Source organism: Nonomuraea angiospora, assembly GCF_014873145.1.
Taxonomy (GTDB): Bacteria; Actinomycetota; Actinomycetes; order Streptosporangiales; family Streptosporangiaceae; genus Nonomuraea; species Nonomuraea angiospora.
On record NZ_JADBEK010000001.1, the window covers coordinates 11,431,120 to 11,456,778 of the forward strand.

At 66.8% G+C, this 25,659-nt stretch carries 24 protein-coding genes; 16 read left to right on the top strand and 8 right to left on the bottom strand.

The window, feature by feature from the left end; all coding sequences use genetic code 11:
• Positions 1-125: 125 nt before the first annotated feature.
• The 3 genes from H4W80_RS52375 (at position 126) to H4W80_RS52385 (ending at position 4,375) form a co-directional block, all read left to right on the top strand.
• Positions 126-1,283 carry a DNRLRE domain-containing protein gene (locus tag H4W80_RS52375; RefSeq protein ID WP_192791892.1) on the top strand — a complete coding sequence of 386 codons (1,158 nt, stop codon included), beginning with the start codon at positions 126-128 and terminating at the stop codon, positions 1,281-1,283.
• 95 nt (positions 1,284-1,378) lie between these two features.
• Positions 1,379-3,706 (top strand): LamG domain-containing protein, encoded by a 2,328-nt coding sequence (locus tag H4W80_RS52380; protein WP_192791893.1) that lies wholly within the window; start codon positions 1,379-1,381, stop codon positions 3,704-3,706.
• Positions 3,707-3,766: 60 nt separating this feature from the next.
• A complete protein-coding gene (locus H4W80_RS52385; protein WP_192791894.1) occupies positions 3,767-4,375 on the top strand; it encodes a hypothetical protein in 609 nt (202 codons plus the stop codon).
• Between the two features lie 444 nt (positions 4,376-4,819).
• Here the strand turns inward: H4W80_RS52385 and H4W80_RS52390 are convergent, their stop codons facing one another.
• Complete coding sequence (locus H4W80_RS52390; protein WP_192791895.1) at positions 4,820-6,490, bottom strand: YncE family protein; 1,671 nt, start codon at positions 6,488-6,490, stop codon at positions 4,820-4,822.
• 708 nt (positions 6,491-7,198) lie between these two features.
• Positions 7,199-8,005 carry a TIGR03619 family F420-dependent LLM class oxidoreductase gene (locus tag H4W80_RS52395; protein ID WP_192791896.1) on the bottom strand — a complete coding sequence of 269 codons (807 nt, stop codon included), beginning with the start codon at positions 8,003-8,005 and terminating at the stop codon, positions 7,199-7,201.
• A gap of 577 nt (positions 8,006-8,582) precedes the next feature.
• Here H4W80_RS52395 and H4W80_RS52400 point away from each other — a divergent pair.
• Positions 8,583-9,095 carry a S1 RNA-binding domain-containing protein gene (locus H4W80_RS52400; protein WP_192791897.1) on the top strand — a complete coding sequence of 171 codons (513 nt, stop codon included), beginning with the start codon at positions 8,583-8,585 and terminating at the stop codon, positions 9,093-9,095.
• A gap of 314 nt (positions 9,096-9,409) precedes the next feature.
• On the opposite strand, the gene H4W80_RS52405 is transcribed toward H4W80_RS52400, so the two are convergent.
• Together H4W80_RS52405 and H4W80_RS52410 are read right to left on the bottom strand one after the other, a co-directional pair.
• Positions 9,410-9,790, bottom strand: a complete 381-nt coding sequence (locus tag H4W80_RS52405; RefSeq protein WP_225964156.1) for a transposase — start codon at positions 9,788-9,790, stop codon at positions 9,410-9,412.
• Positions 9,787-10,236: a hypothetical protein gene (locus H4W80_RS52410; protein ID WP_192791898.1), complete on the bottom strand. Its 450-nt coding sequence runs from the start codon at positions 10,234-10,236 to the stop codon at positions 9,787-9,789. Before H4W80_RS52410 ends, H4W80_RS52405 begins: the two co-directional genes overlap by 4 nt.
• A gap of 358 nt (positions 10,237-10,594) precedes the next feature.
• On the opposite strand from H4W80_RS52410, the gene H4W80_RS62070 reads away from it, so the two are divergent.
• The 4 genes from H4W80_RS62070 to H4W80_RS52425 all read left to right on the top strand — a co-directional run bounded on the left by H4W80_RS62070 (position 10,595) and on the right by H4W80_RS52425 (position 12,912).
• Positions 10,595-11,185: a hypothetical protein gene (locus tag H4W80_RS62070; RefSeq protein ID WP_225964157.1), complete on the top strand. Its 591-nt coding sequence runs from the start codon at positions 10,595-10,597 to the stop codon at positions 11,183-11,185.
• The gene (locus H4W80_RS62075; RefSeq protein WP_225964158.1) at positions 11,164-11,655 is read left to right on the top strand and encodes a transposase; all 492 of its coding nucleotides are present in this window, start codon (positions 11,164-11,166) and stop codon (positions 11,653-11,655) included. The genes H4W80_RS62070 and H4W80_RS62075 overlap by 22 nt, the downstream gene beginning before the upstream one ends.
• Before the next feature lie 216 nt (positions 11,656-11,871).
• The gene (locus H4W80_RS52420) at positions 11,872-12,291 is read left to right on the top strand and encodes an integrase core domain-containing protein (protein ID WP_225964159.1); all 420 of its coding nucleotides are present in this window, start codon (positions 11,872-11,874) and stop codon (positions 12,289-12,291) included.
• Positions 12,292-12,372: 81 nt separating this feature from the next.
• Positions 12,373-12,912 (top strand): HAD domain-containing protein, encoded by a 540-nt coding sequence (locus H4W80_RS52425; RefSeq protein ID WP_192791899.1) that lies wholly within the window; start codon positions 12,373-12,375, stop codon positions 12,910-12,912.
• 441 nt (positions 12,913-13,353) lie between these two features.
• On the opposite strand, the gene H4W80_RS52430 is transcribed toward H4W80_RS52425, so the two are convergent.
• Positions 13,354-13,710, bottom strand: a complete 357-nt coding sequence (locus H4W80_RS52430; RefSeq protein ID WP_192791900.1) for a hypothetical protein — start codon at positions 13,708-13,710, stop codon at positions 13,354-13,356.
• A gap of 233 nt (positions 13,711-13,943) precedes the next feature.
• Between H4W80_RS52430 and H4W80_RS52435 the strand changes: the two genes are divergently transcribed.
• The 6 genes from H4W80_RS52435 to H4W80_RS52460 all read left to right on the top strand — a co-directional run bounded on the left by H4W80_RS52435 (position 13,944) and on the right by H4W80_RS52460 (position 20,983).
• Positions 13,944-14,225 (top strand): hypothetical protein, encoded by a 282-nt coding sequence (locus H4W80_RS52435; RefSeq protein WP_192791901.1) that lies wholly within the window; start codon positions 13,944-13,946, stop codon positions 14,223-14,225.
• Positions 14,226-14,556: 331 nt separating this feature from the next.
• Positions 14,557-15,018, top strand: coding sequence for a hypothetical protein (locus H4W80_RS52440; RefSeq protein WP_192791902.1), 462 nt, complete (start codon positions 14,557-14,559; stop codon positions 15,016-15,018).
• Positions 15,015-17,681 (top strand): tetratricopeptide repeat protein, encoded by a 2,667-nt coding sequence (locus H4W80_RS52445; protein WP_192791903.1) that lies wholly within the window; start codon positions 15,015-15,017, stop codon positions 17,679-17,681. The genes H4W80_RS52440 and H4W80_RS52445 overlap by 4 nt, the downstream gene beginning before the upstream one ends.
• Before the next feature lie 395 nt (positions 17,682-18,076).
• Entirely contained in the window at positions 18,077-18,391 is a 315-nt protein-coding gene (locus tag H4W80_RS52450) for a trypco2 family protein (protein ID WP_192791904.1), read from the top strand.
• Between the two features lie 900 nt (positions 18,392-19,291).
• Complete coding sequence (locus tag H4W80_RS52455; protein ID WP_192791905.1) at positions 19,292-19,729, top strand: PPOX class F420-dependent oxidoreductase; 438 nt, start codon at positions 19,292-19,294, stop codon at positions 19,727-19,729.
• 342 nt (positions 19,730-20,071) lie between these two features.
• Positions 20,072-20,983, top strand: coding sequence for a hypothetical protein (locus H4W80_RS52460; RefSeq protein ID WP_192791906.1), 912 nt, complete (start codon positions 20,072-20,074; stop codon positions 20,981-20,983).
• 191 nt (positions 20,984-21,174) lie between these two features.
• On the opposite strand, the gene H4W80_RS52465 is transcribed toward H4W80_RS52460, so the two are convergent.
• From H4W80_RS52465 to H4W80_RS52475, 3 genes are all read right to left on the bottom strand, one after another.
• On the bottom strand, positions 21,175-21,774 hold the full coding sequence (locus tag H4W80_RS52465) for a response regulator transcription factor (RefSeq protein WP_318787481.1): 600 nt from the start codon (positions 21,772-21,774) through the stop codon (positions 21,175-21,177).
• An 11-nt stretch (positions 21,775-21,785) separates the two neighbouring features.
• Positions 21,786-22,766, bottom strand: a complete 981-nt coding sequence (locus tag H4W80_RS52470) for a sensor histidine kinase (protein ID WP_192791908.1) — start codon at positions 22,764-22,766, stop codon at positions 21,786-21,788.
• Between the two features lie 183 nt (positions 22,767-22,949).
• A complete protein-coding gene (locus tag H4W80_RS52475) occupies positions 22,950-23,186 on the bottom strand; it encodes a hypothetical protein (RefSeq protein ID WP_192791909.1) in 237 nt (78 codons plus the stop codon).
• Positions 23,187-23,380: 194 nt separating this feature from the next.
• Between H4W80_RS52475 and H4W80_RS52480 the strand changes: the two genes are divergently transcribed.
• Together H4W80_RS52480 and H4W80_RS52485 are read left to right on the top strand one after the other, a co-directional pair.
• On the top strand, positions 23,381-24,298 hold the full coding sequence (locus tag H4W80_RS52480; RefSeq protein ID WP_318787482.1) for a CPBP family intramembrane glutamic endopeptidase: 918 nt from the start codon (positions 23,381-23,383) through the stop codon (positions 24,296-24,298).
• Between the two features lie 124 nt (positions 24,299-24,422).
• Positions 24,423-24,851: a hypothetical protein gene (locus H4W80_RS52485; protein ID WP_192791911.1), complete on the top strand. Its 429-nt coding sequence runs from the start codon at positions 24,423-24,425 to the stop codon at positions 24,849-24,851.
• Positions 24,852-25,659: the final 808 nt, after the last annotated feature.

Sequence of the window (25,659 nt, forward strand, 5' to 3'; positions counted from 1 at the left end):
TTCGTTGTTTTTTCCGCGATTGCTACCGGGACCCCGATCAAGTCGGGCGTGTCCCGCCCGCCAACGCTTCCATCCAGCACTTCTCTTGGAGGTCGTGCGGGTCTGGCCTTACGGTTCGACCAAGGGTGGCCGGCACCACCTATCCGGTACGGGTGGCGGCGGCGGTCACGCTGCCGGTGAACGCCGATGTGGAGGTGACCTCCGACAACGACGCCGACTTCCCGGGTGACCCGACGGCGGCGTACATGATGGCCGGCACCAGGACCGGCGGGTTCAAGCACCGGGTGCATCTGAAGTTCGACACCCCGAACCTGACCGGCTCCACCGTCACCGACGCCAAGCTGTCGATGAACACCATCGACGCCCAGAGCTGCGGCGCCGCGCTCGCCAACGGCATCCAGGTCGCCCGCCTCACCGGCGCCTGGGACCCCGGCAACGTGTACTGGGCCAACAAGCCCGCCTTCACCACCGAGGACGCCTCGACCAACTTCAAGGGCGTCAGCATGGACTGCGCCACCTGGCCGGACAGCATGGAGTGGAACGTCACCGGCATCGCCCAGGACTGGGCCGCCGGTGCCGCCGACCACGGCCTGGTGCTCAAGTCCCCCGGCGAGGCCAACGTCAACAACTACCGCGTCTTCACCTCGGCGGAGAACACCGACGAGTTCGGCAGCCCGCCGAAGCTGACCCTCATCACCAGCGGGCCGGCGTCCGTGCCGACCGTTTCCGCCCCGGCGATCAGCCCGGCGCAGACCGTGAACGGCGCGACGGTGACGACCTCGCTCACCCCGCAACTCGCGGCGATCGTCGCCGACACCGCCGGCGGCAGCCTCACGGGCGAGTTCGAGGTCGAGCACGACCCGGCCGCGGCCGGGCAGGGCAGCGGCCAGATCTGGACCGGCGCCTCGCACGCGGTCACCTCCGGCGGCCAGGCCACCGTCGGCGTCCCCGCAGGGAAGCTGGCCGACGGCTGGAAGATCCGCTGGCGGGCCCGCGCGGCCAACGCCGCCGCCTCCACCACGTCGGCCTGGTCGGACTGGCAGACGGCCACCGTGGACGTGCCGAACCCCACGGTCGGTGCTTTCCAGGTCACCCCCTCCCAGATGGTGGACGGTGGCACCGTGGCCACCAGCCTGACCCCGGCCCTGCGCGCCACGGTCACCGACCCGGCCGCCCAGCCGCTGCGGGCCGAGTTCGAGGTCGAGCACGACCCGCCCGCGACCGGTCAGGGCACCGGACAGATCTGGACCGCCGCTCTCGACAACGTCGCCTCCGGCACCTAGGCGTCGGCCACCATCCCCGACGGGAAGCTGACCGACGGATGGAAGGTGCGCTGGCGCGTCCGTGCGGTGAATGCCGCCACCACGGTCGGCTCGCCGTGGTCGGACTGGCAGTCTCCGACCCGGCCGTCGGCGCGCTGCAGGTCACCCCGTCCGAGCAGGTGAACGGCACCACTGTCACACCTACGCGCACCCCGTCGCTGCTCGCCCAGGTGGTCGACCCCGCCGGTAAGCCGCTGCGGGCAGAGGCCGAGATCGAGCACGACCCGGCCGCACCCGAAGGCCAGGGCACCGGCCAGATCTGGTCCGGCGCCGTGGACGACGTCGCCTCCGGCACCCAGGCCGGCATCACTGTCCCGGCGGACACGCTCACTGACGGGTGGAAGGTCCGCTGGCGACTGCGCGCGGTCGCCGGCGACGCCTCCTCTGCCTGGTCGGACTGGCAGCAGGTCACCGTCGACGTCATCCACCCAGGCGAGGAGCCGCTGGCGGCGACGAGCGGGCCGGTGATCCGCACCGACCAGAGCTTCAGCGTCGCCGCCTGGCTGCGGTGGAGCGACAAGGACGGCGACTACACCGTCGTCGAGCAGAAGGGTGCCCATCAGGCGCCGTTCCGCCTCGGCAATACCGCCGACCACGGTCTGGTGCTCACCTTCACCGATGGTGACACCACTGACGCGACGTTCGAGGGCGTGCTGACCGGGGTCGAGCCGCCGGTGAACGAGTGGTTCCACCTCGCCGGTGTCTACGACGCCACGGGGAAGGTCGCGACCGTCTACCTCAACGGCAGTCCCGTGAAGTCCGCTCCCGTGAACGTGACCCCGTGGAACGCGGAAACGTCGATGACGCTGGGCACCAGCATGCTGGGCGACCTCGACGAGACGCGCGTCTACCAGCGGCCGTTGAGCGCGCAGGACGTCGCAGGGCTGCACGCGTCGGCCGGCGCCACCACCTCTGCGGTCGCGCCGGCCCGCGAGCAGACCGGCACGACCGAGGAGACCGAAGAGGGCAAGGACGGCAAGGAGGAGAAGGAGACCACGCCGGAACCGCGGACGACGGCCGGCTCCACGGTCGCCGCGGGAGAGTCCTTTCCGTACAACCGGGTGTCCACCCGGCAGTGCCAGAACCTCTGGGAAACGAAGTTCCCCAACCAGCCACAGGGCACGAAGAGCCACGTGATGGAGTACTGGCGGGTGCACACCTACTGCACCAGCCGTCACCACCATTGGCAGATCTACTCCGACAGCAAGAAAACGAAGGTCGGCGCCGTCATCATCTCCGCGACTGCGGTGATGAAGGCCTACGTCGGCGGCTGGAAGACCAACGGGGAACATGCGCGGGAAGACGCGAGCAACCCCGGCACCGCCCACCATCCGAGGGACATCGACGTCTGGGTCAGGATCGACGACGTCGTCTACACCGAGTCGAAGTTCATGGCGCCCATCATGGAGACGGACGACCATGACGTCACGCTCGAAATCAAGGCGAAGTCGAGCACCCCGAACGGCGCCACCTGCAACCTGACGAACAGCAAGGTTAAGGACGGGGCTGGCCGGCCCGTCAGTACGATCACCAAGGACGCCGAGGACTGGAAGGCAGACTCTCAGGTCACGGGGAAGGACGAATACTGGTTCACCTTCCGCAGCACGGCCACCAAGGACAAGTCGGATGTGGAGAAGGAGGCATATCACGGCATCTCCTACTGCACCATCCGGCCATACATCAGCATCGAGGACAAGGGCTGGCTTCCCGACATCAGGAACACGGTCTACTCCTGGATCGGTCTGCACGCCCCGACGGTCCCGATGTGGGACAGGCCCAGGGACGCCACGGAGGCGACGGACAACGCTCCCACCCTCCGCTGCGACCTGTCCGACAACTACACGGCCTACTACGGAGGCTGCATCTTCAACAAGGTCAGCAGGATCTACCGGATGTCCCGGGTGGATCCGCCGGGCGCGAAAGCCGTCTCGCTCGTGGCCGAGCACCTCTGGCACACGCGCGAACTGCCCGACCAGACCGTCCCGGACGAGACCACGACGGACTCCCCACGCAAGCCGATCACCGGCAAGAAGTTCCCTGGGCACTGGCCTGGCACGGCCCTGCACAATGTGGACAAGAAAGCCAAGACGGCCGACGGCGTGTACGTGAGGGGCCGCAACAAGACCATGAAGACCAAAATCTGCAACCTCGACTACACCGCCGCCGAAAGGGCGGGCAAGGAATGTGACGAGTATCCGTTCAACAACACCAAGGAGGGGCCGGGATATCGTGCGGACGACCACGATCCCCACTCGCAGAGCTGGAACTTCTCCATCAGGCCCGTGCTGATCGAGCACAACAAGAACGCCGGAAACCATAAACAGCTCTTCGAAGTCCAGAACCGCGTCTTCCACAAGGACGCCTTCTGGGTGAGCGTGATCTGAGATAGCCCGTCTGGTGTGCCGCTCCCCGCGACCGGGGAGCGGCACACCAGATTCGATCGGATGGACATGCCGAACCCCACCCACCTGTACGACCTGCTCGAGTCCCGCTGGGAGAACATCGCGGACGGCTTCGCCGCTGTCTGGGCCGAAGGACTGACGGTGGAGGAGACCGCCCGGCGGCTCGGCGCCGACCCAGCCGGCGCGACGGAGCTCACGCTGGAGGACATCGGACTTGGCTTCGAGGGTGATGAGATGCCCGGTGACGAGGATGGGATCATCCTCGTCGGCCCCTGTGACGCCTGGACCCTGGCGGTGCAGGTCCAGTGGATGGACGTCACAGAAGAACCTCGGTTGTCGGAACTCTCACGCGACGGCGGCAGGGCCATCGCGATCGGCTGGCACGGTGATGGCGCGCACCGCGTGGAGTACGCGATCGATGGCCGGCTCACCTTTTCCGCGCCGTTGGAGGAGATCCTGGACCCGCTGCACGAGTACGCCGAGGGTCTGCGGATGCCCACCGATTGGGACGTTCCCGTGGACGTGGGATCGCCCACCGAGGAGATGATCACGACGGCCCTCACGGCCATCGGCCGGCTCACCGGCAGGGAACTCGACGAGGAGTGGCTGGAAACGCCCCACGTCCGCTACCTCATCCGCCGAACCCGATGATCCAGCGCGATGATGGGGCGTCCTGCGGGACCGCGTCGCGAGATGATCTTGCCCAGGCGCGTAAGGCATGATGGCCAGCGCTGACGGCACGGCGGGCTGCGGTGGCGGACGGTCGCGCTGGCCCCTTCATGACGCGCATGAACCTCGCTTCAACCTTGCAGGACATGCTGTCCGCATCGGTCGCCGGCACCCTGGCCCGCGCCGCCGCGCTCTGAGAAGGCGTCCAGGGCCGACGCCCTCGAACGGGCTGGCGTCACGGTGTCCGACTGCTGGGCCGTCCCCAACGAGCCCCGGGAACTGACCATCCGACCGGAGCGCGCGCGCCCGGCGACTACTACGAAGTGCACGTCGTGGCGGGAAGACCCAAGCGGGCTGAGTTCCGTGGTTCGGCGTGCCCAACGACGGGGTGACGGCGATTCGGATCGCCGTCACCCCGTCGGGACGTTACGCGGGGGGCTGGGAGACGACGACCACGTGGGTGGTCTTCGCCGGCTCGATTGTCGAGTTCCCCACCAGCTGGATGACGTACGTGTGCTTTCCGGCCGTCGTCGGCGTGTCAGCGAAGCTGAACGACCCGTCGGCAGCGGCAGTCATCTTGGCCAGGGCTTTCGAGGTAGTGCCATCGGGGTTGGAGACGTTACGTACGACGGTGACAATGGTGAGCGGGAAGGTGATGCCGTCGGCGGCGAACGTTCCGTCGAATTCGAGTCGCTCGCCGACGACGCCGGTGGTCGGGCCGGTCACCGTGAGCACCGGCTGGTACAGGCCCACCTCGACGATGGCCGAGGCGCCGCTGCCCCTGAACCATGAGTTGCCCGGCCAGTACAACCGATATTCGTACGACCCCCATTTCGGTGCGGTATCGGTGAACTGGTACGTGCCGTCCGCCTCCGTGGTGACTTCCTGGAAGGGCCGGGAGGTGCCGTCGGGGAGCCAGCGGTACAGCTCGAGCGTCTGCACGCCGGGCGGCGCGCCGGTGCTCAGCGTGAGCCGCCCACTGAAGGTCAGCTGCTTGAGCGCGGTCGCCTCGGAGGGAGCCGTCATGGTCAGGGTGGAGGCGTGGTAAGGCGAATGCGGCAGCCGCCAGAGGTGCATCCGCCCGGTGTCAGGCTCCTTCAGCACCGCATAGGTGAGTACGCCGTAGAAGGCGATGCTGCCCGCCACCAGCGCCTTGCCCTGGTGGTCGGCCGAGTAGATCACCTCCGCCGTGGCCGGGTCGTACACCACGATCTCCGCCGCGTCGCCCGCGGAGGAGTTCCAGCCGCCCACGACGTAGGCGCCGTTCGGGCTGGCCGCGACGGCGGTGGGGAGGCCGTGCTCGCTCAGCTCGCCGCTGTCGTAGGCGCGTGTCTTGGCGTTGGTCATCGTGTCCCAGGCGTCGAACCGGTGGGTGTCGGCCAGCGCCGACAGCGCCGCTGACCCGTAGTCGGCGAGAGCGAGGTCCCGCAGGGACGTGTCAGCGCGGATCTCACCGCGCGAAGTGGCCGGGGTGGTGCTGACGTCGTACACCCTGATCGAGGCGGGGTCGGCTCCCGGCTCTCCCGCCACCAGTGTGCTCCCGGCGACAGCGACCAGCGGAGGCTGCGTCGTGCCTGGCCAGACCGGGACGAGGGTGGGTGTCGGCCTCCACAGCTCGAGGGCGACGACGCCTCCTTCCCCCGCTTGGCCGCACCCGTATCCGACCCACAGCCGCTCGTACGACTGGGCCAGCGTGGACGGGCACGGGTAGGCGGTGAGGTCGATCCGCTTGGTGATGGCGAGCGTTGCGATGTCGATCTCGATCACTTCATGCGAATCGCGCAGCGCCGCGTACACCTTCCTGCCGTTGTCCGCCACGGACAGAGCCACGGCACCGGACAGGCCGCTGATCGTGTCGATGAGCGCGCCGTCGCTCTTGGTGACCACGATCCGATCGTCGGCGGCGACGAAGATTTTGCCGCTCTGTCCCACCACGTCGCCGCCCCTGTCGGCGGCGACGCCGAGGTCGATGACGGTGTCGGCGGCCGAGGCGGCGGGTGCCTGAGCGACCAGCAGGAACGCTGCCAGGAACAGGGACCCAGCCAGGGCGACTAATCGGCGGGAAAGAGGAGCACGGCCAGAGCTTGAGAGGCGCACATGCACTCCATTCTAAAGGGCAATTGTCGAACATATGTTCGCACATTGGATCATCGTCGTCCAGAACGGCCTCGGAGAAGGTGGTCCCATCGCCCGCCGCCCCAGGCGGACCCCGTATGGGGCGTCGCCGACAAGGTCCTGACCACAATGGGCACGGTGTGGGTGCGCCGTGAGAGGTGCATCCATCGCCTTCTCGGCCACCCATCCAACGAGTTGCCCCTCTCGGCAGGGATCGGGTGCCACCCGTGGTCCATCGTTATCGTCGGCGTGGTGTCGCCTCCGGAGCACATGCCTGAAAGGCCAGCCAACATGCCTTACATGGCTACTTTGGCCTGCTGGGAGGCCCGGCGCAGGCGCCCGAGGTCCTGGCGGCGCCGTGCTGCAGTGGCCCGCCCGGGCCACAGCTGATCGGCTCGGGCATGGACCCCAGCGACGGCGGCGCAGATCAGGCCGACTACCACATCTGGAACCTTCGCCGCGGGCGGGCTCGCGGGCAGTTGCGTATCTTGGGTATGAGACGGCGCGACGACGACGCCGTGGTTCGAGTACTGGCTCGCGACGCCGGACGAACTCGCGGCCGCCGTCGCCGAGTCGGCGTGGACCCTGGAGGATCTGGAACGCGACCCGGCAGGCCCCGGCTACATCGCCCGCCTGCGCTGCTGAATGCCCCCGCAGACGCCAAGGTGCCGCCCCCGCACCGCAGGTGCTTCACGCGGGTGGGCCCGCCTTCACGCGCTGCACCAGCCGTTCCACCGACCCCCGGTAGCCGTGGAGGTGCTCCAGCCACCACGTGGCGCCCGCCTCGGCGTAGGCCCGCACCGGCGAGCCCGGCCCGCTCACTCCGATGACCGCCACGTCGAGATCGCCTGCGGTGGCCCGGTGCCGGCGCAGCTCGCTGACCTGAGCGGCCAGGGAGTCGGGCGAGAGCGTCATGCGGCCCTCCTGGTCGTCGCCGGCGACGATCCAGCCATCCCAGCGGGCGGCCCGCCGAAGGGCGCCTGCGGCCGTGCCGCCGACCCACACCGGGACCCGAGGGCGCTGGAACGGCAACGGCGCGAGCCGCACCCCGTCCACGGTGTAATGAGCGCCCCGGTGATGGACCTCGTCACCGGACCAGAGCGAGGTCATTACGTCGAGTGCCTCATCAAGCACCGCCCCGCCCGGACGCGCTGAGCCGAAGGCGGTGAACTCCTCCCTCACGCCGCCCAGCCCGGCTCCCAAGATCACGCGGCCCCCGCTCAGCCTGTCGAGCGTCGCCACGGTCTGGGCCAGGATCTCCGGGCGATGCCGGGCCACGGCCGTCACCGCCGTGCCCAGCCTGATACGCGAGGTCGCCTGGGCCGCAGCGGCCAGCGCCACCCACGGGTCCGCCGACGGTGTGCCCCAGGCGAAGGCCACATGGTCCCACACCAGCACGGCGTCCCATCCGGCCGCCTCGGCCTCCCGGGCGAGAGTGACCAGGCGCGCTGGCTCCGCGAGCTCACCGAGGATCGCGACGTCGATGCCGTAACGCATGCCCACACTCAAGCACCTGGCACCGACACTTCCGTCATCAGACTTGACCTCAGCGATGACACCGCCATCACGCCCGCGGCCTATCTCGGCGACACCGAAGAGGTGGCTCGGCAGTATGCAGCACGGGGGACGCACGAGGACGGATATTATGAGTACACAATGCGACCGGGATTCCTCAAGGCGTTTCCTCCTAGCAAATATATGACTACGCACGACAACAAGCCAGGTCAGCATCAGTGGCTTATTCCGCGCGGTGAGATCGCTCGATTTAACTCCTATATCGCAGGCATGCGATGGATCAACTACTACCAGGATGACCTGGGGAACGGATATACGTGGTAGCAGTACCAAGGGGCCGACACATCAACTTTGTGCCGGTACTCTGAGATAAGTAGAACCTCCTCGTATGCCAGCCTGGATGCTGTCCATTCCGGGCTGGCATACGGCACAGTGGCCTCCACGCCCGTTACGCACACCAAAAACTCCTGCAGAGGGGTCAGGAGGAATATGGGGAACTATCAAAATTGACATCCCGCCAAGCTCTGTAATATCAATATACGATGAAAGGAATGCTGTCATGGGCCGCGCCGGAGAAGGCGAGGCATATCGAAGCGTATTGGCCGCCCTAGAGATTGGCCAGGTTTGCAATGGGGTAATTACGCATATCAGGGACTTCGGCGTTTTTGTTGATCTCGGCGATATGGAGGGCGTGATAACTAGCATCAACCTATCCTGGGGTAACTTCAATCACCCGTCTGAAGTTGTCTCTGTCGGACAAAGTGTGGCAGTCGTTGTTCTGGCGGTCGATCTGCAACGAATGCAGATATCGCTATCCCTTAAAGAGTTGCAGCCGAGGCCGCTGTTGAAATTTGCGCGCGATTGCCTTGGAAAGACTCTTCGGGCTAAAGTTAGTAAAGTTGTACCATTCGGGGTATTCGTGCGTCCGGAGGACGGTATAGAGGGCTTGATCCCCGTGGCCGAATTCGAGCGAAAGGGCATAGAAGTATTGCCGTCGCCTGGCGACGAAATCCCCGTTCGGGTTGAAGCAATCAATATCGTCAGCAATAAAATTAAACTTTCGCTCCCATGATGCTGTCGTGTAAGCATTCACCTCGTGCGCATTGGGTGACGACGGAACCGCTGGTGTGACCGTCCGTGAGTTTGATCAATCCCCCCGAGGGTAATTCGATCTTCGGGTTCCGGCCTGGAGGAGATGTCTCGCGAGGAGCTGATTGCTCTGACGCGTGCCCTCGTGGCCGAGAATGCCGCTTCGGGCGGAGGTGGCCGAAGTTCGGGCCGAGAACGCCGCGCTGCGGGGGCGGGTGGCCAGGTCGGAGCGGTTGCTCTCGCGCAACAGCGGCAATTCGGGGTGAAGGACCTTGCTGGTTAACTCATTTCAGGCGGTCAGGGCGGTTCGAGTCGGGCCAGGTGACTGGTGCGTTTGCGCTGCAGAGGGCGGCCGTTCCGCCAGGCGTCCAGGCGGATCAGGTTGACCGCGATCGCGGAGACGATGTGTTCGGGGTGGACTTTCTTGATGCCGCGGTAGCGGGCGCGGCGCAGGCCGGTGACGGTGACGGTTTGGTGGATGGTGGCTTCGATGTCGCACCGGAGGGCGTATCGGTCGTGCCAGGCGGGCGTGGTTTGTTCGGTGCGGGCGGCGTCGAGGGTTTCCTGGATCGCTCGTGGGTGCAGGGTGAGGTGGCGGCCGCTGTGCTGGGCGCTGGTGCATGAGGTCCGCACCGGGCAGGGGCAGCAGGTGTTGAGGGGGAAGGCGGCCACGATCATCGGGCGGTCTTTTTGTCGGCAGGGTGTCCAGGAGGTGCTGGTCTGTCCTTGCGGGCAGGTGACCTGCCGACGTTCCCAGTCGATGGTGAAGGCGGTGCGGTCGTAGCCGTTTCGGTGCGAGCCTGGAGGGAGTTGTCGGGCCGCAAGGGCGTGACCACCGTCATCTGGTGTTGCTCACGGGCGGCGACAACGAGTTCGGCAGAGGAGTACCCGGCGTCCAGGTAATGCTCGGCGGGCAGCAGGCCGCGCCGGGCCAGGTGCTGGTGGATGGTCTCGGTCATCGCCGTGTCGGGCACGGTGGCGTCGGTGGTGGCCACGTTCGTGATCAGATTCGGCGGTCTTGTGCCGAGGTTGGTGCCGAGGCCGGTGTCGGGGCCGGTGGTGCCGGTGCCATCGGCTCCATCGTGGGCATCGGCGCTGCGGTGGCAGGTTTCGGTGATGTGCACCTTGTAGCCGTTCCGCAGCAGCTCGCTGCCTTTGGCCGCCCAACGGGTATCCAGGTCATACGGCGAGGCCAGCCGGTATCTGCCCGGCGGCAGGCCCTCGCCACCCGTGTGACATGTAGGAAGAGTCGGCGTGGGACGGAGCGGGACGGAACGTTCTCTATCGCTATTGACGGTTCCACCGATCCTGGCCTGAGCGTTTTGGCCGTTGCGGGATCAGCTGTCGCCATGGGCGACGCTCTTGATGGTGTCGAGCCAGTTCGCCATAAAGTGCTCGGCTTGTACCGCTTCATAACTCATGGGCTGGTGCCTGATCTGTGGCTTTGGCCTTCAGAGGCCCTCGCGGGCAAGATCGCGATCTGTGTCGGTTCGTCTGCTGTATCTGACCTCGATTCGAGTGTTCGGCTGGCTGGTGTTGCTGGGGCGTGGTCAGGCGTCCACAGATGCCGAGATCATGGTGCTCCGGCATGAGGTTGCCGTGTTGAAACGGCAGATCGTCCGGCCGAAGCCGGACTGGGCCGATCGAGCGGTCCTGGCGGCTTTGGCCCGTTTCCTGCCGACAGCGCTGCGAGCTCACCGGCTGGTCACCCCAAGCACCCTATTGGCCTGGCATCGGCGTTTGATCAAACGCGCATGGACCTACCCCCACCGTGCTGACCGTCCTGGAACAAGCAAGGAGATCCAGGATCTGGTCCTCCGTCTGGCCCGCGAGAACCCCACGTGGGGGTATCGGCGAGTACACGGCGAACTGGTTCACCTCGGCGTGCAGGTTAGCGAAGCGATCGTGCGACGGATCCTGCGTTCACGCCGACACCGGGCCAGCGCCACGAAGCCCCGACAGCTCTTGGCGGACGTTTCTACGGCTGCAAGCGAAAGGGCTGCTCGCCTGCGACTTCTTCCACATCGACACGATCTTCTTGAAACGCCTGTATGTATTTCGTCATGGAGGTAGAAACACGACGCGTTCACATCCTGGGCGTTACCGCCCATCCCACCGGCGCCTGGATGGCCCAACAGGCCCGCAACCTGCTCATGGACCTCGGGCACAGGGCCACCTCGTTCCGGTTCCTCATCCGTGACCGGGATACCAAGTTCACTGCCGTCTTCGATGAGATCTTTGCCGGGGCTGGTGTCACGGCGATGAAGACTCCGCCGCAGACGCCCCGAGCCAACTGCTACGCCGAACGCTGGATCCGCACCGTCCGAGCCGAATGCACCGACCAGATGCTGATCTACGACGAACGACACCTTCGATCGGCCCTGAACGAGTACGCCGTGCACTACAACGCGCACCGCCCGCACCAGTCCCGCCAACAACGCCCACCCGATCAAGACGAGGACGTCGTGGTGCCGCTGGAAGGCCGGATTCAGCGCCGAAAGGTGCTCAGCGGAGCCATCAACGAGTACCACCGGGCCGCATAACAGACCCGACGAAACACCAGCTCAAACCACGTGTACGAGTTTTGAAGCGGTACACGCTCCGCTGCGGGTCCTTCCCGACCCGGTCGAGGACGATATCAAGGTCATCCGACTTGACCGCCTCGGCGGGCTGATCCACGAATACGCGCAGGTCGCATAGGGTGGCCGAGTTCTTGGCACCCACACGCTCACCCGACCGCGAGCTGGGTGCTCCAGGCGATGAAGAATCTCATGATGGATCTGGACGACGCGGGTTGCCGGGCGCGCTATCTGATTCGCGACCGGGATGGGAAGTTCCCCGCTCGCATGGAGGAGATCCTCGCCGGGGCCGGCATCCAGACCGTGCTCACCGGTATCCGGATGCCGCGGATGAACACGGTCATGGAGCGGTGGGTGCAATCGTGCCGCCGTGAGCTCCTCGACCGCTGCCTATTGTGGAACGAACGCCACCTGCGGCACGCCCTGCGCGAGTACGAACGGTTCTACAACCGGCACCGCGCCCATCAAACCCTGGCCCAGGCGGCCCCACTGCGCGCCGTCCCGGATCCGATCACTGATCCAGAGGATATCGCCAACTTGAACATACGCCGTCGAGACCGGCTCGGTGGAGTCCTCCACGAGTACTCGCATGCCGCTTGAACTGCATGGATGGAGTTTTCGGCAGGCGCAATCTTTTCCATATGTCCACTCGCTTCCTGGAGAACCGGTTTGATGAAAGCCATGATGACCAACCGGCCGCACGCGTCCCCTGTTCGCCCGCTGGTGCTGCTCGACGTGGACGGCGTGCTCAACCCGGAGGTACGACCCGGCCCTGGCTGGCAGCCGCATCGAGCGCAGTCGCCGATCGGCACCTTCGACGTCATCCTCAACCCCGGCCACGGACGGCTGTTGCTGGAGTTCGCCGACAGAGCCGGTGCTGATCTGGTCTGGGCCACGAGTTGGGAGCATTACGCCAACCATGAGATCGCACCGAGGATCGGTCTGCCGGAACTGCCGGTGATCGAGGTCAACGCCCATACGGGCGCAGCTGGCATCCACCCGAAGACACCACCGGTCGCCGAGTACGTGGCCGGTCGGCCGTTCGTGTGGTTTGACGACGACCTCGACCCGGCTGACACGACCTTCCTTGAGCGGCACGGCAGCGTGGGCCATTTTCGCATCATCCACGTGGGCCCGCACCACGGACTGGACGAGCATCACCTCCGCCAGGCCGCCGCCTGGCTCGCGTCCCTCCCTTCCTCGCACGAGAACAGGGAATAGCGTCATTCCTCCGCAGGGGCGGTTCTACCGATGCGCTGCCCAGCGTGCTGAGTGGAGGCAGGATGAACTGATTGGCGCGTGAACGCTGGTCGAGAGGATTGAGGCTTGGTCGGCGGGTGCCGGCAAGTGGACCCGCGGCAGAGCGTGCCGCCGCACTGGCGCAGGCGCACCGGAACGCAGAGCCAGCAGGTCAACACCGAGCCGTGAACCGCCACGCAGAGCCATCACGGCCATGGCCCGTCAGCTCATCTTCACGTTCCCACACGATAGTCACCACGCGGGAGAACGATATTCTGGCGCGGGTGAACATCTGGAACGAGGACGTCAAGCCGTTCGTTTGGATCAAAACCGACCGAAGAGATCCTTGAATCCCTAGAGTTACCTCACTCGCCGTACTCATGAGCAACTCATGGGCACACGCAAGCGTACCCAGGCTGGCCGTCAACGTCGTCGCGACGCCTTGCGAAGTCGGCGTCGTTCCTCGGAGTTGTGGAAATAGGCGTCGTTGCCCCGCAGGTACAGCAGCAGGAGTCCAGCGCAGGAGGCGGCTATCGCGAGGATGTTCACCACTGCGGTGTCCTGGCCTACCGACGACGGGGTCGAGCTGGTGAAGCCCCACCAGGCAAAAGGAAGCAATTGCACCATGAGCAGGGTGGCCGCGATGGTGACGATAGACCTGGCCTTGCGCCGGCCGCCGATGGCAAGCAACGCGAAGACAACATAGACCAGCAGCAACAAGCCCATGACCTGGAGCAGGAACTCGTTGACCAGCGGAGCCCAGGCCAGAGCCGAAAGCACGAGCAGGAACCCGGCAGCGGTGATGGAGCCGGGCTGGGCGGTTCCGGCGGGTACAGCACTCGCGCGATCTCCCCGTCCTTCAGCGGGTAGTTGATGGTGGGACCGAGGCGGAGGAGCGACTTGACGGCGTAGTCGTCGTCGAGAGGCGAGGCTTTGAAAAGTTCCTCGAACGCCTCCACGAGCGCGACCATGGCCGCCATCTGCCTGCCGTCCGCGCTTGCGGTCTCCGCCTGGTGAACCAGGTCGCGCACCGGCTGTTGAGGGATCATGTCGGCCATGGACACAGCTTCGTAGTCCAGCTGGAAGACCAGGGGCGTGCTGGCCTCGAGGAAGGTGGTGGTGTCGGCAGCGGCGAGGTTGATGGTGGGCTGGTCGGGATGGCCGCCGTTGTGCTTGAGGGTGTTGCGGATCTTGTTCAGTCGCTTCATGCCTTGCGCAACCGGGAGATCAGTGCCGAGTGCGAGCTTGAGAACCAGGAGAGCGGCTCGGGCAGGCGGGCCTGTTCGACTCCGTGATTGTGGAGGTATCTGATGTAGGCCAGACGGCGCCTGATCTCGTCGGGGGGCAGCGGCATGGGGAGGCGCCTTTCGCTCGCGATTTCGCTCGCGAGAAGGAACGTTATCAGGAGTAAAACACGGGTCCGCGCCGCCCGGGCTGTCCGGTAGGCCGCGGTCGCACCCCCGGCACGGAGGGACGGGTTTCGGGACAATCGTTCCTGCGGAAATGCCGATCAGGGCGCGGCCCCCGTCACCGTCCCGTAAACGACCGATTCGCAGAGGCGGGGGAACCGGTAACGCCTTCGCTACTTTCAGTCTGCTCGCGCCGGTTCGGGGGCACGCTGGAGGCATGTCGAAGACGTCGTCTGCGGCTGGACGTCGGCCGGGTTTGCGGTTATGGCGGGTCGTGGTGATCGCTGCGGTCGTCGTGCTGGTGCTCCGTCTGGCGGCCGGGTTGCTGTGGTTCTTCGCCGATCCGCTGCACCTGCCCGACTATGTGCTTCAGGTGCTGGATCAGCGAGCCAGCGTGGTCAGCATGTTCACCGGCATGGCGCTGGGTGCGGCCGCCCTGGTGGTCGCTGTGGTGGCGTTGCGGGCGCAACTGCGGGCCGAACACACCCCGACAGCGGCCGGGCAGAGCACGCCGCCTGCGGTGTCGGCGTCCGGCGAGCGTGCGGTCGCCGGAGGCGGCGACAACTCCGGCGTCATCTCGACCGGTGACGGCGCCCGGAACGTGCAGATGCGGGCGCACGCCTCAGACCAGGGCCGGGTGTACCAAGCAGGCGGCGACCAGACCATCAACGAACGATGACTCTCCTGCCAGACGGCCCCCAAGAGCGGCTGAACATCCAGACAAAGGGCGTCGCTCGTGAGCATGGCCGGGTCTACCAGGCGGCTCGCGACCAGAGCATCACCCAGATCACCCAGCAGGGCCCACGGCGGCCACTGCCCCCGGCCGGTACCGTGCCGGTCCCGGCCGGGCTGTCGGGCCTGCCGCGCCGCCCCGCGGGGGCCTTCGTCGGCCGGGAGGCAGCCATGACGGCTCTGCGCCAGACGCTGCGGGACACGACGGGACCGGGGGTGATCAGTCAGGCCGTACTCGGGCTGGGTGGCGTCGGCAAGAGTGAGCTGGCCCTGCAGTATGCCCACCACCATCGCCAGGACTACGGCCTGGTGTGGTGGATCGACGCCGACAGCCCCGACCAGATTCGCGTCGAGCTGGCCGCCCTGGCTCGGGCGCTGGCATGCGGCATCGACTCGGTGGCCGCCGAGCAGGCCACCGTGGAGGAAGCCGCCGCCTGGGCACTGAGCTGGCTGGCCACCCACCCCGGCTGGCTGGTCATCTTCGACAATGTCGAGGAGGTCGCCGATGTCGAGCCGTACCTGGCCCGTCTCGCCCACGGTCACGTACTGATCACCACCCGCCGCGACATCGGCTGGCAGCACCTGAACATCACCCCGCTCCGGCTGGAGCTGTTGCCCCGCCCAGCCGCGATCGCCCTGCTGGCCGGCCTGATCGGCCCTCCGGACTCCGCCAACAGCGACGGGCTAGGGGAGCTGGCCGAACATCTGGGGGATCTGCCTCTGGCCCTGGCCCAGGCCGGCACCTACATCGCCCGCACCCCCCGCATGAACCTGTCTGCGTACCTGCAGTTGCTCAAGGACATCCCCGCCCGCATGTATGCCGCCGCAACAGCCGGAGGCGACGCCGAGCGCGTAGTAGCCAAAGTGCTGACCATCAGCCACGCTCGCATCCAGGCCATCAACCCGCTGGCCATCGACTTGTTGAACCTGCTGGCCTGTTTTGCCCCCGACAATCTGCCCTGCTCCGTGCTGGACGGCCTTCCGGAGACCGACCTCTTGCAGGTCGACGAGGCGCTGGCACTGCTGGAGTCCTATAGCCTGATCACCCTCACCCCCAGCCTTGTCGAGCTTGTCCCTGGCCAGCCGGAGGACCTGGTCAGCGTGCACCGTCTCGTCCAGGCCGTCACCTTGCATCGGCTCGCGCCCGACCAACGCGATCAGATCCGCGACAGCGCGGCTGAGTTGGTCCAGGCCGCGCTCCCTGACAATCCGAGGACGATCAGTACCTGGCCTGGCTATCAAGCACTCCTGCCACACGCTCGCGCCGTGTTGCCGGCAGACTCCCCTGGCCTGCATCGCCTGGTCGACTTTCTCGATGCCAGCGGGGACTACACCACCGCCGTCCAGCTCCAGCAAGACATCTATACCCACGCTCTGGCAACGCTGGGCGCCGAACATCCCGACACCCTGACCGCCCGGCACAACCTCGCCTGGTGGACGGGGGAGGCGGGGGACGTGGCCACCGCACGCGACCAGCACATGGCCCTGCTCCCCGTACTCGAACGCGTCCTGGGCGCCGAGCACCCCACGACCCTGGCCGCCCGGAACAACCTCGCCATCTGGACGGGGGAGGTGGGGGAGGCGATCACCGCACGCGACCAGTGCACAGCCCTGCTGCCCGCCCTCGAGCGCGTTCTGGGCGCCGAGCACCCCAACACCCTGGCCGCCCGGAACAACCTAGCTTCCTGGACGGGGGAGGCGGGGGACGCAGCTACCGCCCGCGACCAATACACCGCCCTGCTCCCCGTACTCGAACGCGTCCTGGGCGCTGAACACCCCAACACCCTGACCATCCGGCACAACCTCGCCCGGTGGACGGGGGAGGCGGGGGACGCAGTCACCGCACGCGACCAGTACACGGTCCTACTGCCCATCCTCGAACGTGTCCTGGGCGCTGAACACCCCAACACCCTGACCATCCGGCACAACCTCGCCCGGTGGACGGGGGAGGCGGGGGACGCAGCTACCGCACGCGACCAATACACCGCCCTGCTCCCCGTACTCGAACGCGTCGAAGGCGCCGAGCATCCCGACACCCTGGCCGCCCGGCACAACCTCGCCCGGTGGACGGCAGGCACGGGGGACGCAGCCACCGCACGCGACCAGTTCGCCACCCTGCTCCCCGTACGCGAACGCGTTCTAGGCGCCGAGCACCCCGCCACCCTGGCCACCCGACACAACCTCGCCTGGTGGACGGGGGAGGCGGGGAACGCGGCCACCGCACTCGACCAGCACACGGTCCTGCTGCCCATCCTCGAACGCGTCCTGGGCGCCGAGCACCCCACGACCCTGGCCACCCGGAACAACCTCGCCCGATGGACGGGGGAGGCAGGGGAGGCGGCCACCGCCCGTAACCAGTACACGGTCCTGCTGCCCATCCTCGAACGCGTCCTGGGCGCCGAGCACCCCAACACCCTGGCCGCCCGGAACAACCTAGCTTCCTGGACGGGGGAGGCCGGTGACGCGGCCACCGCCCGCGATCAGTTCGCCGCCCTGCTCCCCGTACGCGAACGCGTTCAGGGCACCGAACACCCCGACACCCTGGCCACCCGGAATCAGCTTGCTTACTGGACGGGGCAGGCGGCGGAGACGGAGTCGAGTGGTGGATAATGGTTCTTCATTTAACGATCATTTTCTGCTGACTGGTCGAAGCTGTCCGACAGGCCGCGCTGGAAGCCTTCAAGAAGCTGTTCAACAACCTTCCGTGTTCAACAACCTCGGATCACCGTTTGCTGTTGTGACCATGAAGGCGCGGCCCGGCCTCCTGCAGCCGCTCATCGGCCTTCGGCTGGCGAGACTGCGCGATCTTCCTGGTCTGGCTGGAGGTCCGTTCGGGACGGCTGCTGCCCCGGTATCCGGATGCTGGTCGTCCGGCTCTGGCCACATGAAAACTGCTGTGTCCGTCCCGGGTGGCGACGCGCCTGTTCTACGGTGAGGACCCCAACGGCAGCGGACAAAGATGTGCGAGAGCCCCGCTCGGGGGACGGGCGGCGAAACGGGAGCGGGTGGACATCGAGTTGGCTCAGGCGGTGGAGGGGCTGCGTGATGAGCTGCTGGCGGCGGCGGTGGCCGGGGCGGGCAGCCAGATCGCTTTTGCGGTGGGGCCGATCGAGCTGGAGTTCGCCGTGGAGTTGAAGGCGGACGCCAAGGCCAAGGCGGGGTTCAAGGCGTGGGTGGTCACCGCCGACGTGGAGGCCGGGGTCAGTCGCGGCCGTACGCACAAGGTGAAGCTGACGCTGACGCCCAAGCACCCCGACGGCGGGGACGTGCTGATCGCCGGGCCGCCCGTCCGGGCCGGGCGATGTGTCCGATCACCTTGAGCCCTGACCCGGGCCCCCGGTTGTGAGCATCAAAGACGGCTGCGGAACTGAGCGGATACGACGTACCAGGCCAGGGACGGCAGGCAGAGACAAACGGGCGGACGGTGGATGCGATGCAGCGGCAGCGGGTGGTGGGCGTGCAGGGGGCCGCGCCAGGCTCGGGGTATGTGATCGGGCCGGTCCTTGGCCTACACCTCGGAGTTCACCTTCTGCTGGAGCGACAAGGACACCGGATGTGGCCGCGACAGCAGCTACTGGCATCCCGTGGGGTGTTCACGAACAGGGCCGGCCTGGGGAGCAAGAGGGGGCGAGGAGATCGCCTCCCAGGATCGCTGTGATCGTTTCCCAGCAACACGGCTTCGGGGAGGCTGGCTGCCATCTCGAAGTGGAACAGCCAGACGAGGCAGGACACGCAGAACCGCAATGGTCAGCACCAGAAACAGCGTCAACGACGACGCACACTGAACGATCAGAGTGATGACAAGCGGTTGCACGGGGCCTTCGACACGATCAAGAAGAGGCCGGACGCGGCCGTCCTACCGACGCGCTGCGGAACTGTTCGAGACCCTCACCCGGCCGCTGGCCCGCCCCAGCATCACCGGCGCCGCCGGACTCCTGCAGTGGGGCGGCTGGACACCGCACCAGCTACGGCACTCCGCGCTGCCCCACGATGCCGAGGACGGCAGCAACACCCCCACTCTGCTGGCTCGCTCCCGGCACGCGGACGAGCTGCGGTGGTTGGCCCAGCACCTGTCCGAACCGCTCCGCCGGCTCGCGGGCTCTATGCCCCGCGGGTCTGGAAGGCAACCTGAACCCTGAGTTCCGCAATGCGGTCGAACCCGCGGTGTGCTCGGTCGGATCGCTTGACCTTAAGCACGATTGAGGTCGCAGACTGCTGCCATGATTTTCACTGACTCAGAGCACGCATACCTGTCGGAGCAGGAACTCGGCCGCCTGGCCACCCTCGGCCCCGACGGGTCTCCCCACTCTCAACCGGTCGTGATCTGGTTCGACCCCGCAACCGAGACCGTCCAGATCGGCGGCCCGGAGCTGAGCAAGAGCCGCAAATATAAGAACGTCCTAGCCGATCCCCGGGTCTCCCTCGTCATTGACGACCAGTCACCGACGCCCAACGCCCTCGGCCAGACCGGCCGCGGCATCGAACTGCGTGGTCACGCCGAGATCGTCTTCCTGGACCCACCGCTCCACCCGGCCTTCGACCACGAGACCCTGCGCATCCGACCGCACCGCATCGTCGCCTGGAATCTCGAGCCGATCACCAATCCGTCCTTCGGTAGCGGCTCCCACCTCCAGGGCTACAACTCCCGCGACGTCTGACCACGATCGACAAGACGACGGCCAGCGCGGCGATCTGCGCTTGGTTGGTCTGGGTGGTGAGACTACGGTCGTGGGCGCCGAGCAGAACCTGCGCCGCCGCCGCACGCCACCGACTCGGCCTGCCCGACATCAACCCCGAAGACATCCACCAGGTGCTCGCCTCCTCCCGCCGCTTCTACCGAGCCTTCGACCGGCTGACCACCCTGCTGGATCCAGCCCGCCACGATCGGCGCGCCCGCCTGCCCCAGCATCAAGCCGACGCGCTGGCCACCGTCTGGGAGGACGACGACCCAGCACACTCGCATAAACGGGGAACTGCTGCAAGACATCGTCACCGCGCTGGTGCTCACCCCAGTGCGCTGGCCCAAAGGCCGGGGCTACCTCCGCCACTTCCGCGGCGATGTCGGCATCGACACCACCGCCACCCCGGTCCTCGCCCGCCCACCCCGCGCCCACCGCTCCACCGGCGAACTGATCGCCTCCACCGAGATCACCGCGGGCTGGCACCACTCGGCCGGAAACGGCCCACCCGAGTACGGCTACAGCGCCACCCTCACCGTCGCCGCCCGCACCCGCCCGGCACTTGGCTCCTTCCCACAACTGGCGCTCGGCCTGGTCCTCGACACCCCACACAAACGCATCGGCGCCAACGCCATCACCACCCTCAAACCCCTGCCCACCCTCGGCTTGCCCGCAGCCTTCGCCGTCGTCGACCGCGCCTACACCGACCAGCAACCCGCCCACTTCGCCCAACCCGCACGCGAACTCGGCTACCAACTCGCACTCGACTACAAAGTGGATCAACGAGGGGTGCAGGGCAGCGCCCACGGCGCCCTGCTCATCGACGGCTCCCTGGCCTGCCCGCTCATCCCCGACAGGCTCGCACAGGCCACCACCGGCCTGGACGACGCCGCCATCCGCACACCATCGCAAGAGCTCACCGCGTTGATCGCCGCGCGAGAGCCGTACTTGCTGCGTCTCAAACAGAGCGCGAACGCAGACGGCAATATCCGCTACCAGTGCCCAGCGGCAGGCACCTCCCCGTCGGTCACCTGCCCCCGCTTCGACCGCCTCCACCAGCGCGGGCCCAGCCGCCCCTCTACGGTCGACCTGACCGACGCTCGGCAGCGAGCCGCCCACCCCGCGGCCAAACCCCGCGTCTTGCCCCCGACCCCTGACCACAAGACCGGCGAACTGCCGAAGAATCATGCGCCAGGTATCGGCCGCGGGGCGGCGGAACGCTGTATCAGGTGAAGGCCCGGCGCGGCACGATCGCCCCGAGTCACTGACGGCGGGATCACCCGAAGGCCAGTGCCAGCGCCAGTGATCCTGAACGAAGCGTTCATCGCCACGCGCCCCGAGTTGCGTCACGTGCGCGCCCGTCTCCGCACGCCCGGACAGAGCGGATCACGCGAGCGCGGTTTCGGGACGATGAAGTGGCCAGGTCAGAGCCAGTCGTGTTCGCGGGCGTAGCGGGCGGCGTCGTGGCGGGTCGCGGCTTGGGTTTTCTGCATAGCGTTGGAGAGGTAGTTGCGGACGGTGCCGTGCGCGAGGTGTAGTCGGCGTGCGATGTCGGTGACGGCGTAGCCTTCGCTTGTTTCACGGAGCACATCGAGTTCGCGTTCGGTGAGTGGGCAGTCGTCGGTCATGGCGAGGGCGGCGATACCGGGGTCGATCCATCGTTGTCGTCTGGCGACGGTGTGGATGATCTCGGCGATGAACTCGGGGTCGGCTGCTTTGCTGAGGAAGCCGAGGACTCCGGCCTTCAGCGCTCTTCGTAGGACGCCGGGCCGGGCATGACGGGTGAGGAGGACGATGATCTGGTCCGGGTCGTTGTCGCGGATCTCTGCGACGGCGTGGAGCCCGTCCATGGTGGGCATGTCGAGGTCCATGACGACGACGTCGGGCCGGTGCTCCCGTGTCAGTCTGACCGCTTCGGCGCCGTCGGCGGCTTCCGCGATGACCGCGATGTTTCCGTTGAGCGGCAGAAGAGCGGCGAGGGCAGACCGGATGAGCCGTTCGTCGTCGGCGAGGAGGACGGTCACGGGCTGGGGGCTCATCGGTCGTGCTCGCTCGTGGATGCGACCGGCGCCGGTGCGGGGACCGTTGCCGTGGTGCGGAAGCTTCCGGATTCGCGGGCGAGGTCGAGCGTTCCCCCGCTCTCCTCCAGCCGACGGCGGAGGGTGCCCAGGCCGCCCAGCGGGGGCAGCGGGCCTGTATCGGCGCCGTCGTTGACGATCTCGATGCGGTGGGTGTCGATCGTGATCGTCGTGCGCGTGCTGTTCGAGTGGCGCAGGATGTTCGTCGTGGTCTCGCGCAGCGCCTGCGCGAGCAGGGCACTCTCGGAACCTCCCACCGGGTTGATCGTGGCGATCGTCACGGCGATTCCGGCGGCCTCGAGGAGGTTCTTGGCGTTCTCCGCCTCCGAGGCGACGTTGAGGCGGCGCTGCGCGTGGACGAGGTCCTGTGTGCGGGCGATGGTGTCGGCGATGAGACGCTGCACCTCGTCGAGTTCACGCTTCGCTGCGACCGGGTCGGAGTCGGTGATCTGCTTGGCCAGGGCGGTCTTGAGTTTGATCACGTGGAGTGTGTGCCCTTGGATGTCGTGCAGGTCGCTCGCGAAGCGGATGCGCTCCCGCGCGACGGCGAGCTCGGCCTCGGTCTGTTTCGCGCGTTCCAGGGCGAGGAGGATGTCGGAGTAGCGTTCGACCAGGGCCATGACGATGCAGATGAACAGCGTCGTGCCGGCCGGTATGAGGAGGTAGTTCGCCGCGGTGAGAAGAGTGAACGGCCGCGTGATGAAGACCATGGCGCCGAGCGCCGCCGAGGCCGCGCAGAAGCCGAGTATGGCGATGAAGCGATGACGAGGCAACCGGGTCAGGATCATCGCGCCGGCCAGGGAGAGCGCGAACACGCCCAGCGGGCTGCCGCCGAGCGCCGCGCTGAACGCCCAGCTCGCGGCGGAGAGAACCAGGACCAGGATGCTGCCGTTCGGGAAACCGTCGGGAGCCCACTGCCGGAGCAGAAGCAGCGGCACGAGAAGACCTATGGCGACGAGGATTCCGTCCCACCACGAGGTGGAGGTCACGGCCACGGCCAGCATCCCGATGGGGACGACCGCGACCGTGATCGTGAGAATCGTCGCGTGCCGGATCCGCTGACGGGTACCGGAGCCCGTCAGCGGACGGCCCGCCTTCGCGAATGGTTCGATCCCCCCATTTTAGGCGGCGTTCTCGCGCTTCTTGATGAGCGATCCGAGCCCGGTGGCGCCGAGCGCAGCCAGCACCTCGATGCCGAGGACGAGGTACCCGATCCAATCGTTCTGGATGATGAACGACTCCCAGTCCTCCGGCAGGAACCCGATGAGGTCGGGGTTGCTCCGGCTGAGGAGCAGAATGAACGCACTGGGGATGCCGACGACGACGATCGCGATGAGAAGACCTCTGAGCAGTTTCATGCCTCGAGCCTCTCCGGTGTTCGAACACCGCCGATAGTGACACTGTGTCACCTGTTCCGATGACATGACGGCAGTACCGTCCGACTGCACGCCCGTATGGGATGGATGGCATGCATAGCCAATCCAGTGCACCGCCCTCCACGGACTCTCCGGCGAGGACGTCCCCGTTCGCGCCTCGTCCGATTCCGCCCGGAGTGGAGTATCAGCGCGTCCTCGCGGGCGACAGACGTCGCGTCGGCCGGGGCGTCCTGGCGATCATCCTGCTCGTCGGCGGAATGTTCGGTCTCACGTTCGGAGCGGTCCAGGTCGCGTTCCGTATCGACGCCGCGCTGGGGCTGAGCGGGTATACCGCGAGCATCCATGTCGCAGCGATGCTCCCTATCGCCCTCCTGATTCCGTGGAGCATGCTGATCCAAAGATGGTTGTACGGAGTCCGGGCCGCCTCGTTGACCTCGGTACGGAGTGTCTTCCGCACCGCTGTCTTCGGTAAGGCGATGCTGGTCGTCCTCCCGCTGTGGGCGATCAACCTGGTCGTCTCCAACTTGGTGATGGGCAACACGACGACCACCTGGTCGACTGTCGGACTGGCCTCCGTCTTCCTCGTCACCCTCCTCTTGACGCCTCTGCAGGCTGCCGGAGAGGAGTACGGATTCCGCGGCCTCGTGTTCCGGGTCGCCGCGAGCTGGGCCAAGAGCCCGCGCGTAGCGCTGCTGCTCGGCGTCGCCGTATCCAGCGTCCTCTTTGCCGTGGTGCACTTCTCGACCGACCCCTGGGTGAACCTCTACTACCTCGTCTTCGCATCCACTCTCGCGATCATCACCTGGAGAAGTGGTGGACTCGAGATCGGCATCGTCATCCACGCGGTGAACAACACGATCGGCTTCCTCGTCCTGCTCGTCCTGCACGCGGACTTCACCGCGGCGAACGACCGGTCCGATGGCGTCGGATCAGCCATCATGCTCCTTCCCTGTGCGTTGCACATCGCAATCACCGCATCGGTCTGGTGGCAGACCCGGAACTCCGGGCCCGCCCTCACCCCAGGTGAAGGACAGATCGTCGAGGCGGCGCGGGTCGTGTCGCGGAAACATGCGGGAGACACCCGCGTGGAATAGAGACCGACGCAGCGGGTCGACTGGGCCCGCGCTGGTGGAGGCGGTCGAAACGGGGACAGGTGACCGGGTCGACCTGACCGATGCCCGGCAGCGAGCCGCTCACCCCGCGGCCAAACCCCGCGTCTTGCCCCCGAATCCCGACCACAAGACCGGCGAACTGCCGAAGATCTGCCACCAGCACACCGTCACCCTGCACGCCGGCGACCTCGGTCACCTCGACAAGTTCCGCCAGGATCTGCCTTACCTCAGCCCCTTGTGGCGGGGGACGTACTCCACTGTCAGGGCGATGACGGAGGGGCTGAACGGCCGTCTCAAGGGCCACGACCTCGACCTGAGTGATCCGAAGAACCGACTCGTCCACGGCCGCCTCGCCCAGACCATCCTGGTCGCGCTGCTCGTCACCGTTGCCAACGATCACTTCCTCGACCAGTGGCGCCACACCCACCAGCCCCCAGACGAGCCCGACGCATCCGCCGGCATCCACGAGATCCCGGCAGAGCGCCTCGACCGCTCGCCGCTCACGGGCCGGAGCAGGCCACCACCCGTCCCATAACCCGCACTTCAGATCACCTTGTCGCAGCACCCGGCCCAGAGCCGGCATCGCCATGCCCAGCGACGCGAACTCCGACCTCCACCAGCGCCCTGACACCACCAATCGGCGTCAGGTGCCACACAGTCAGGGGAAATCGCTGGTGGGCGAGGTACGGCCAAGCCCCCGTGCGATGAAGTCGATGTCCGCTGGTGCCGCCGGTACTGCCGAAGGCCCTGATCGGTACCGGAACCATACCCCGCGATGTCGAGCAGCGAAACCCGCTGCACGGGCAGCACACCTTGTGGATTGTCAGCATGACGGTCCGGCGCCGACACCAGACTGAGATTCGTACCAGAGGACCGAGCGCTTCTTGCCGTTCTCTGGACCTCGCTGCCGCTCGAGGTCCTGCGCCGCCGCGGTTCCTCGTCCGCTCGGATACCCGCTCCCCGAGCCGCCCTGAGCCCGTGGCCAGCTCAGGGCCAAACACCGCCCCAACGCCAAGGGACGTCATCGCACGATGAGGTCGCAGACTTCCCAGGGGTTGAGGAACCGGCGGACAGCCGCTTGATCGAGAGTATCGAAGGCCAGGGAAACGCCTTGAGCACGACCACGCCGAGGGCTACTTCTGTTCCCTGGACGCTCTCAAGACCGCGTTGGAGGAGTGGATCGAGACCTGGAACGACAACGCCAGGCCCTTCAGGTGGACCAAAACCGCGGATCAGATCATCGATCGTATCTGCCGCTACTGCGACCGCATCTCAAGACCAGCTCACTAGACCGCGAACACCACCGCATTCATTCCGCCCATCACCAGGAGGAATATGCACTT

Excerpts from the sequence above, each read along its gene's own strand:
- H4W80_RS52385 (WP_192791894.1), top strand. The coding sequence starts at position 3,767 with ATGGACATGCCGAACCCCACCCACCTGTACGACCTGCTCGAGTCCCGC.
- H4W80_RS52395 (WP_192791896.1), bottom strand. The coding sequence starts at position 8,005 with ATGCGTTACGGCATCGACGTCGCGATCCTCGGTGAGCTCGCGGAGCCA.
- H4W80_RS52400 (WP_192791897.1), top strand. The coding sequence starts at position 8,583 with ATGGGCCGCGCCGGAGAAGGCGAGGCATATCGAAGCGTATTGGCCGCC.
- H4W80_RS52405 (WP_225964156.1), bottom strand. The coding sequence starts at position 9,790 with ATGATCGTGGCCGCCTTCCCCCTCAACACCTGCTGCCCCTGCCCGGTG.
- H4W80_RS62075 (WP_225964158.1), top strand. The coding sequence starts at position 11,164 with ATGTATTTCGTCATGGAGGTAGAAACACGACGCGTTCACATCCTGGGC.
- H4W80_RS52420 (WP_225964159.1), top strand. The coding sequence starts at position 11,872 with ATGAAGAATCTCATGATGGATCTGGACGACGCGGGTTGCCGGGCGCGC.
- H4W80_RS52425 (WP_192791899.1), top strand. The coding sequence starts at position 12,373 with ATGATGACCAACCGGCCGCACGCGTCCCCTGTTCGCCCGCTGGTGCTG.
- H4W80_RS52440 (WP_192791902.1), top strand. The coding sequence starts at position 14,557 with ATGTCGAAGACGTCGTCTGCGGCTGGACGTCGGCCGGGTTTGCGGTTA.
- H4W80_RS52445 (WP_192791903.1), top strand. The coding sequence starts at position 15,015 with ATGACTCTCCTGCCAGACGGCCCCCAAGAGCGGCTGAACATCCAGACA.
- H4W80_RS52455 (WP_192791905.1), top strand. The coding sequence starts at position 19,292 with ATGATTTTCACTGACTCAGAGCACGCATACCTGTCGGAGCAGGAACTC.
- H4W80_RS52475 (WP_192791909.1), bottom strand. The coding sequence starts at position 23,186 with ATGAAACTGCTCAGAGGTCTTCTCATCGCGATCGTCGTCGTCGGCATC.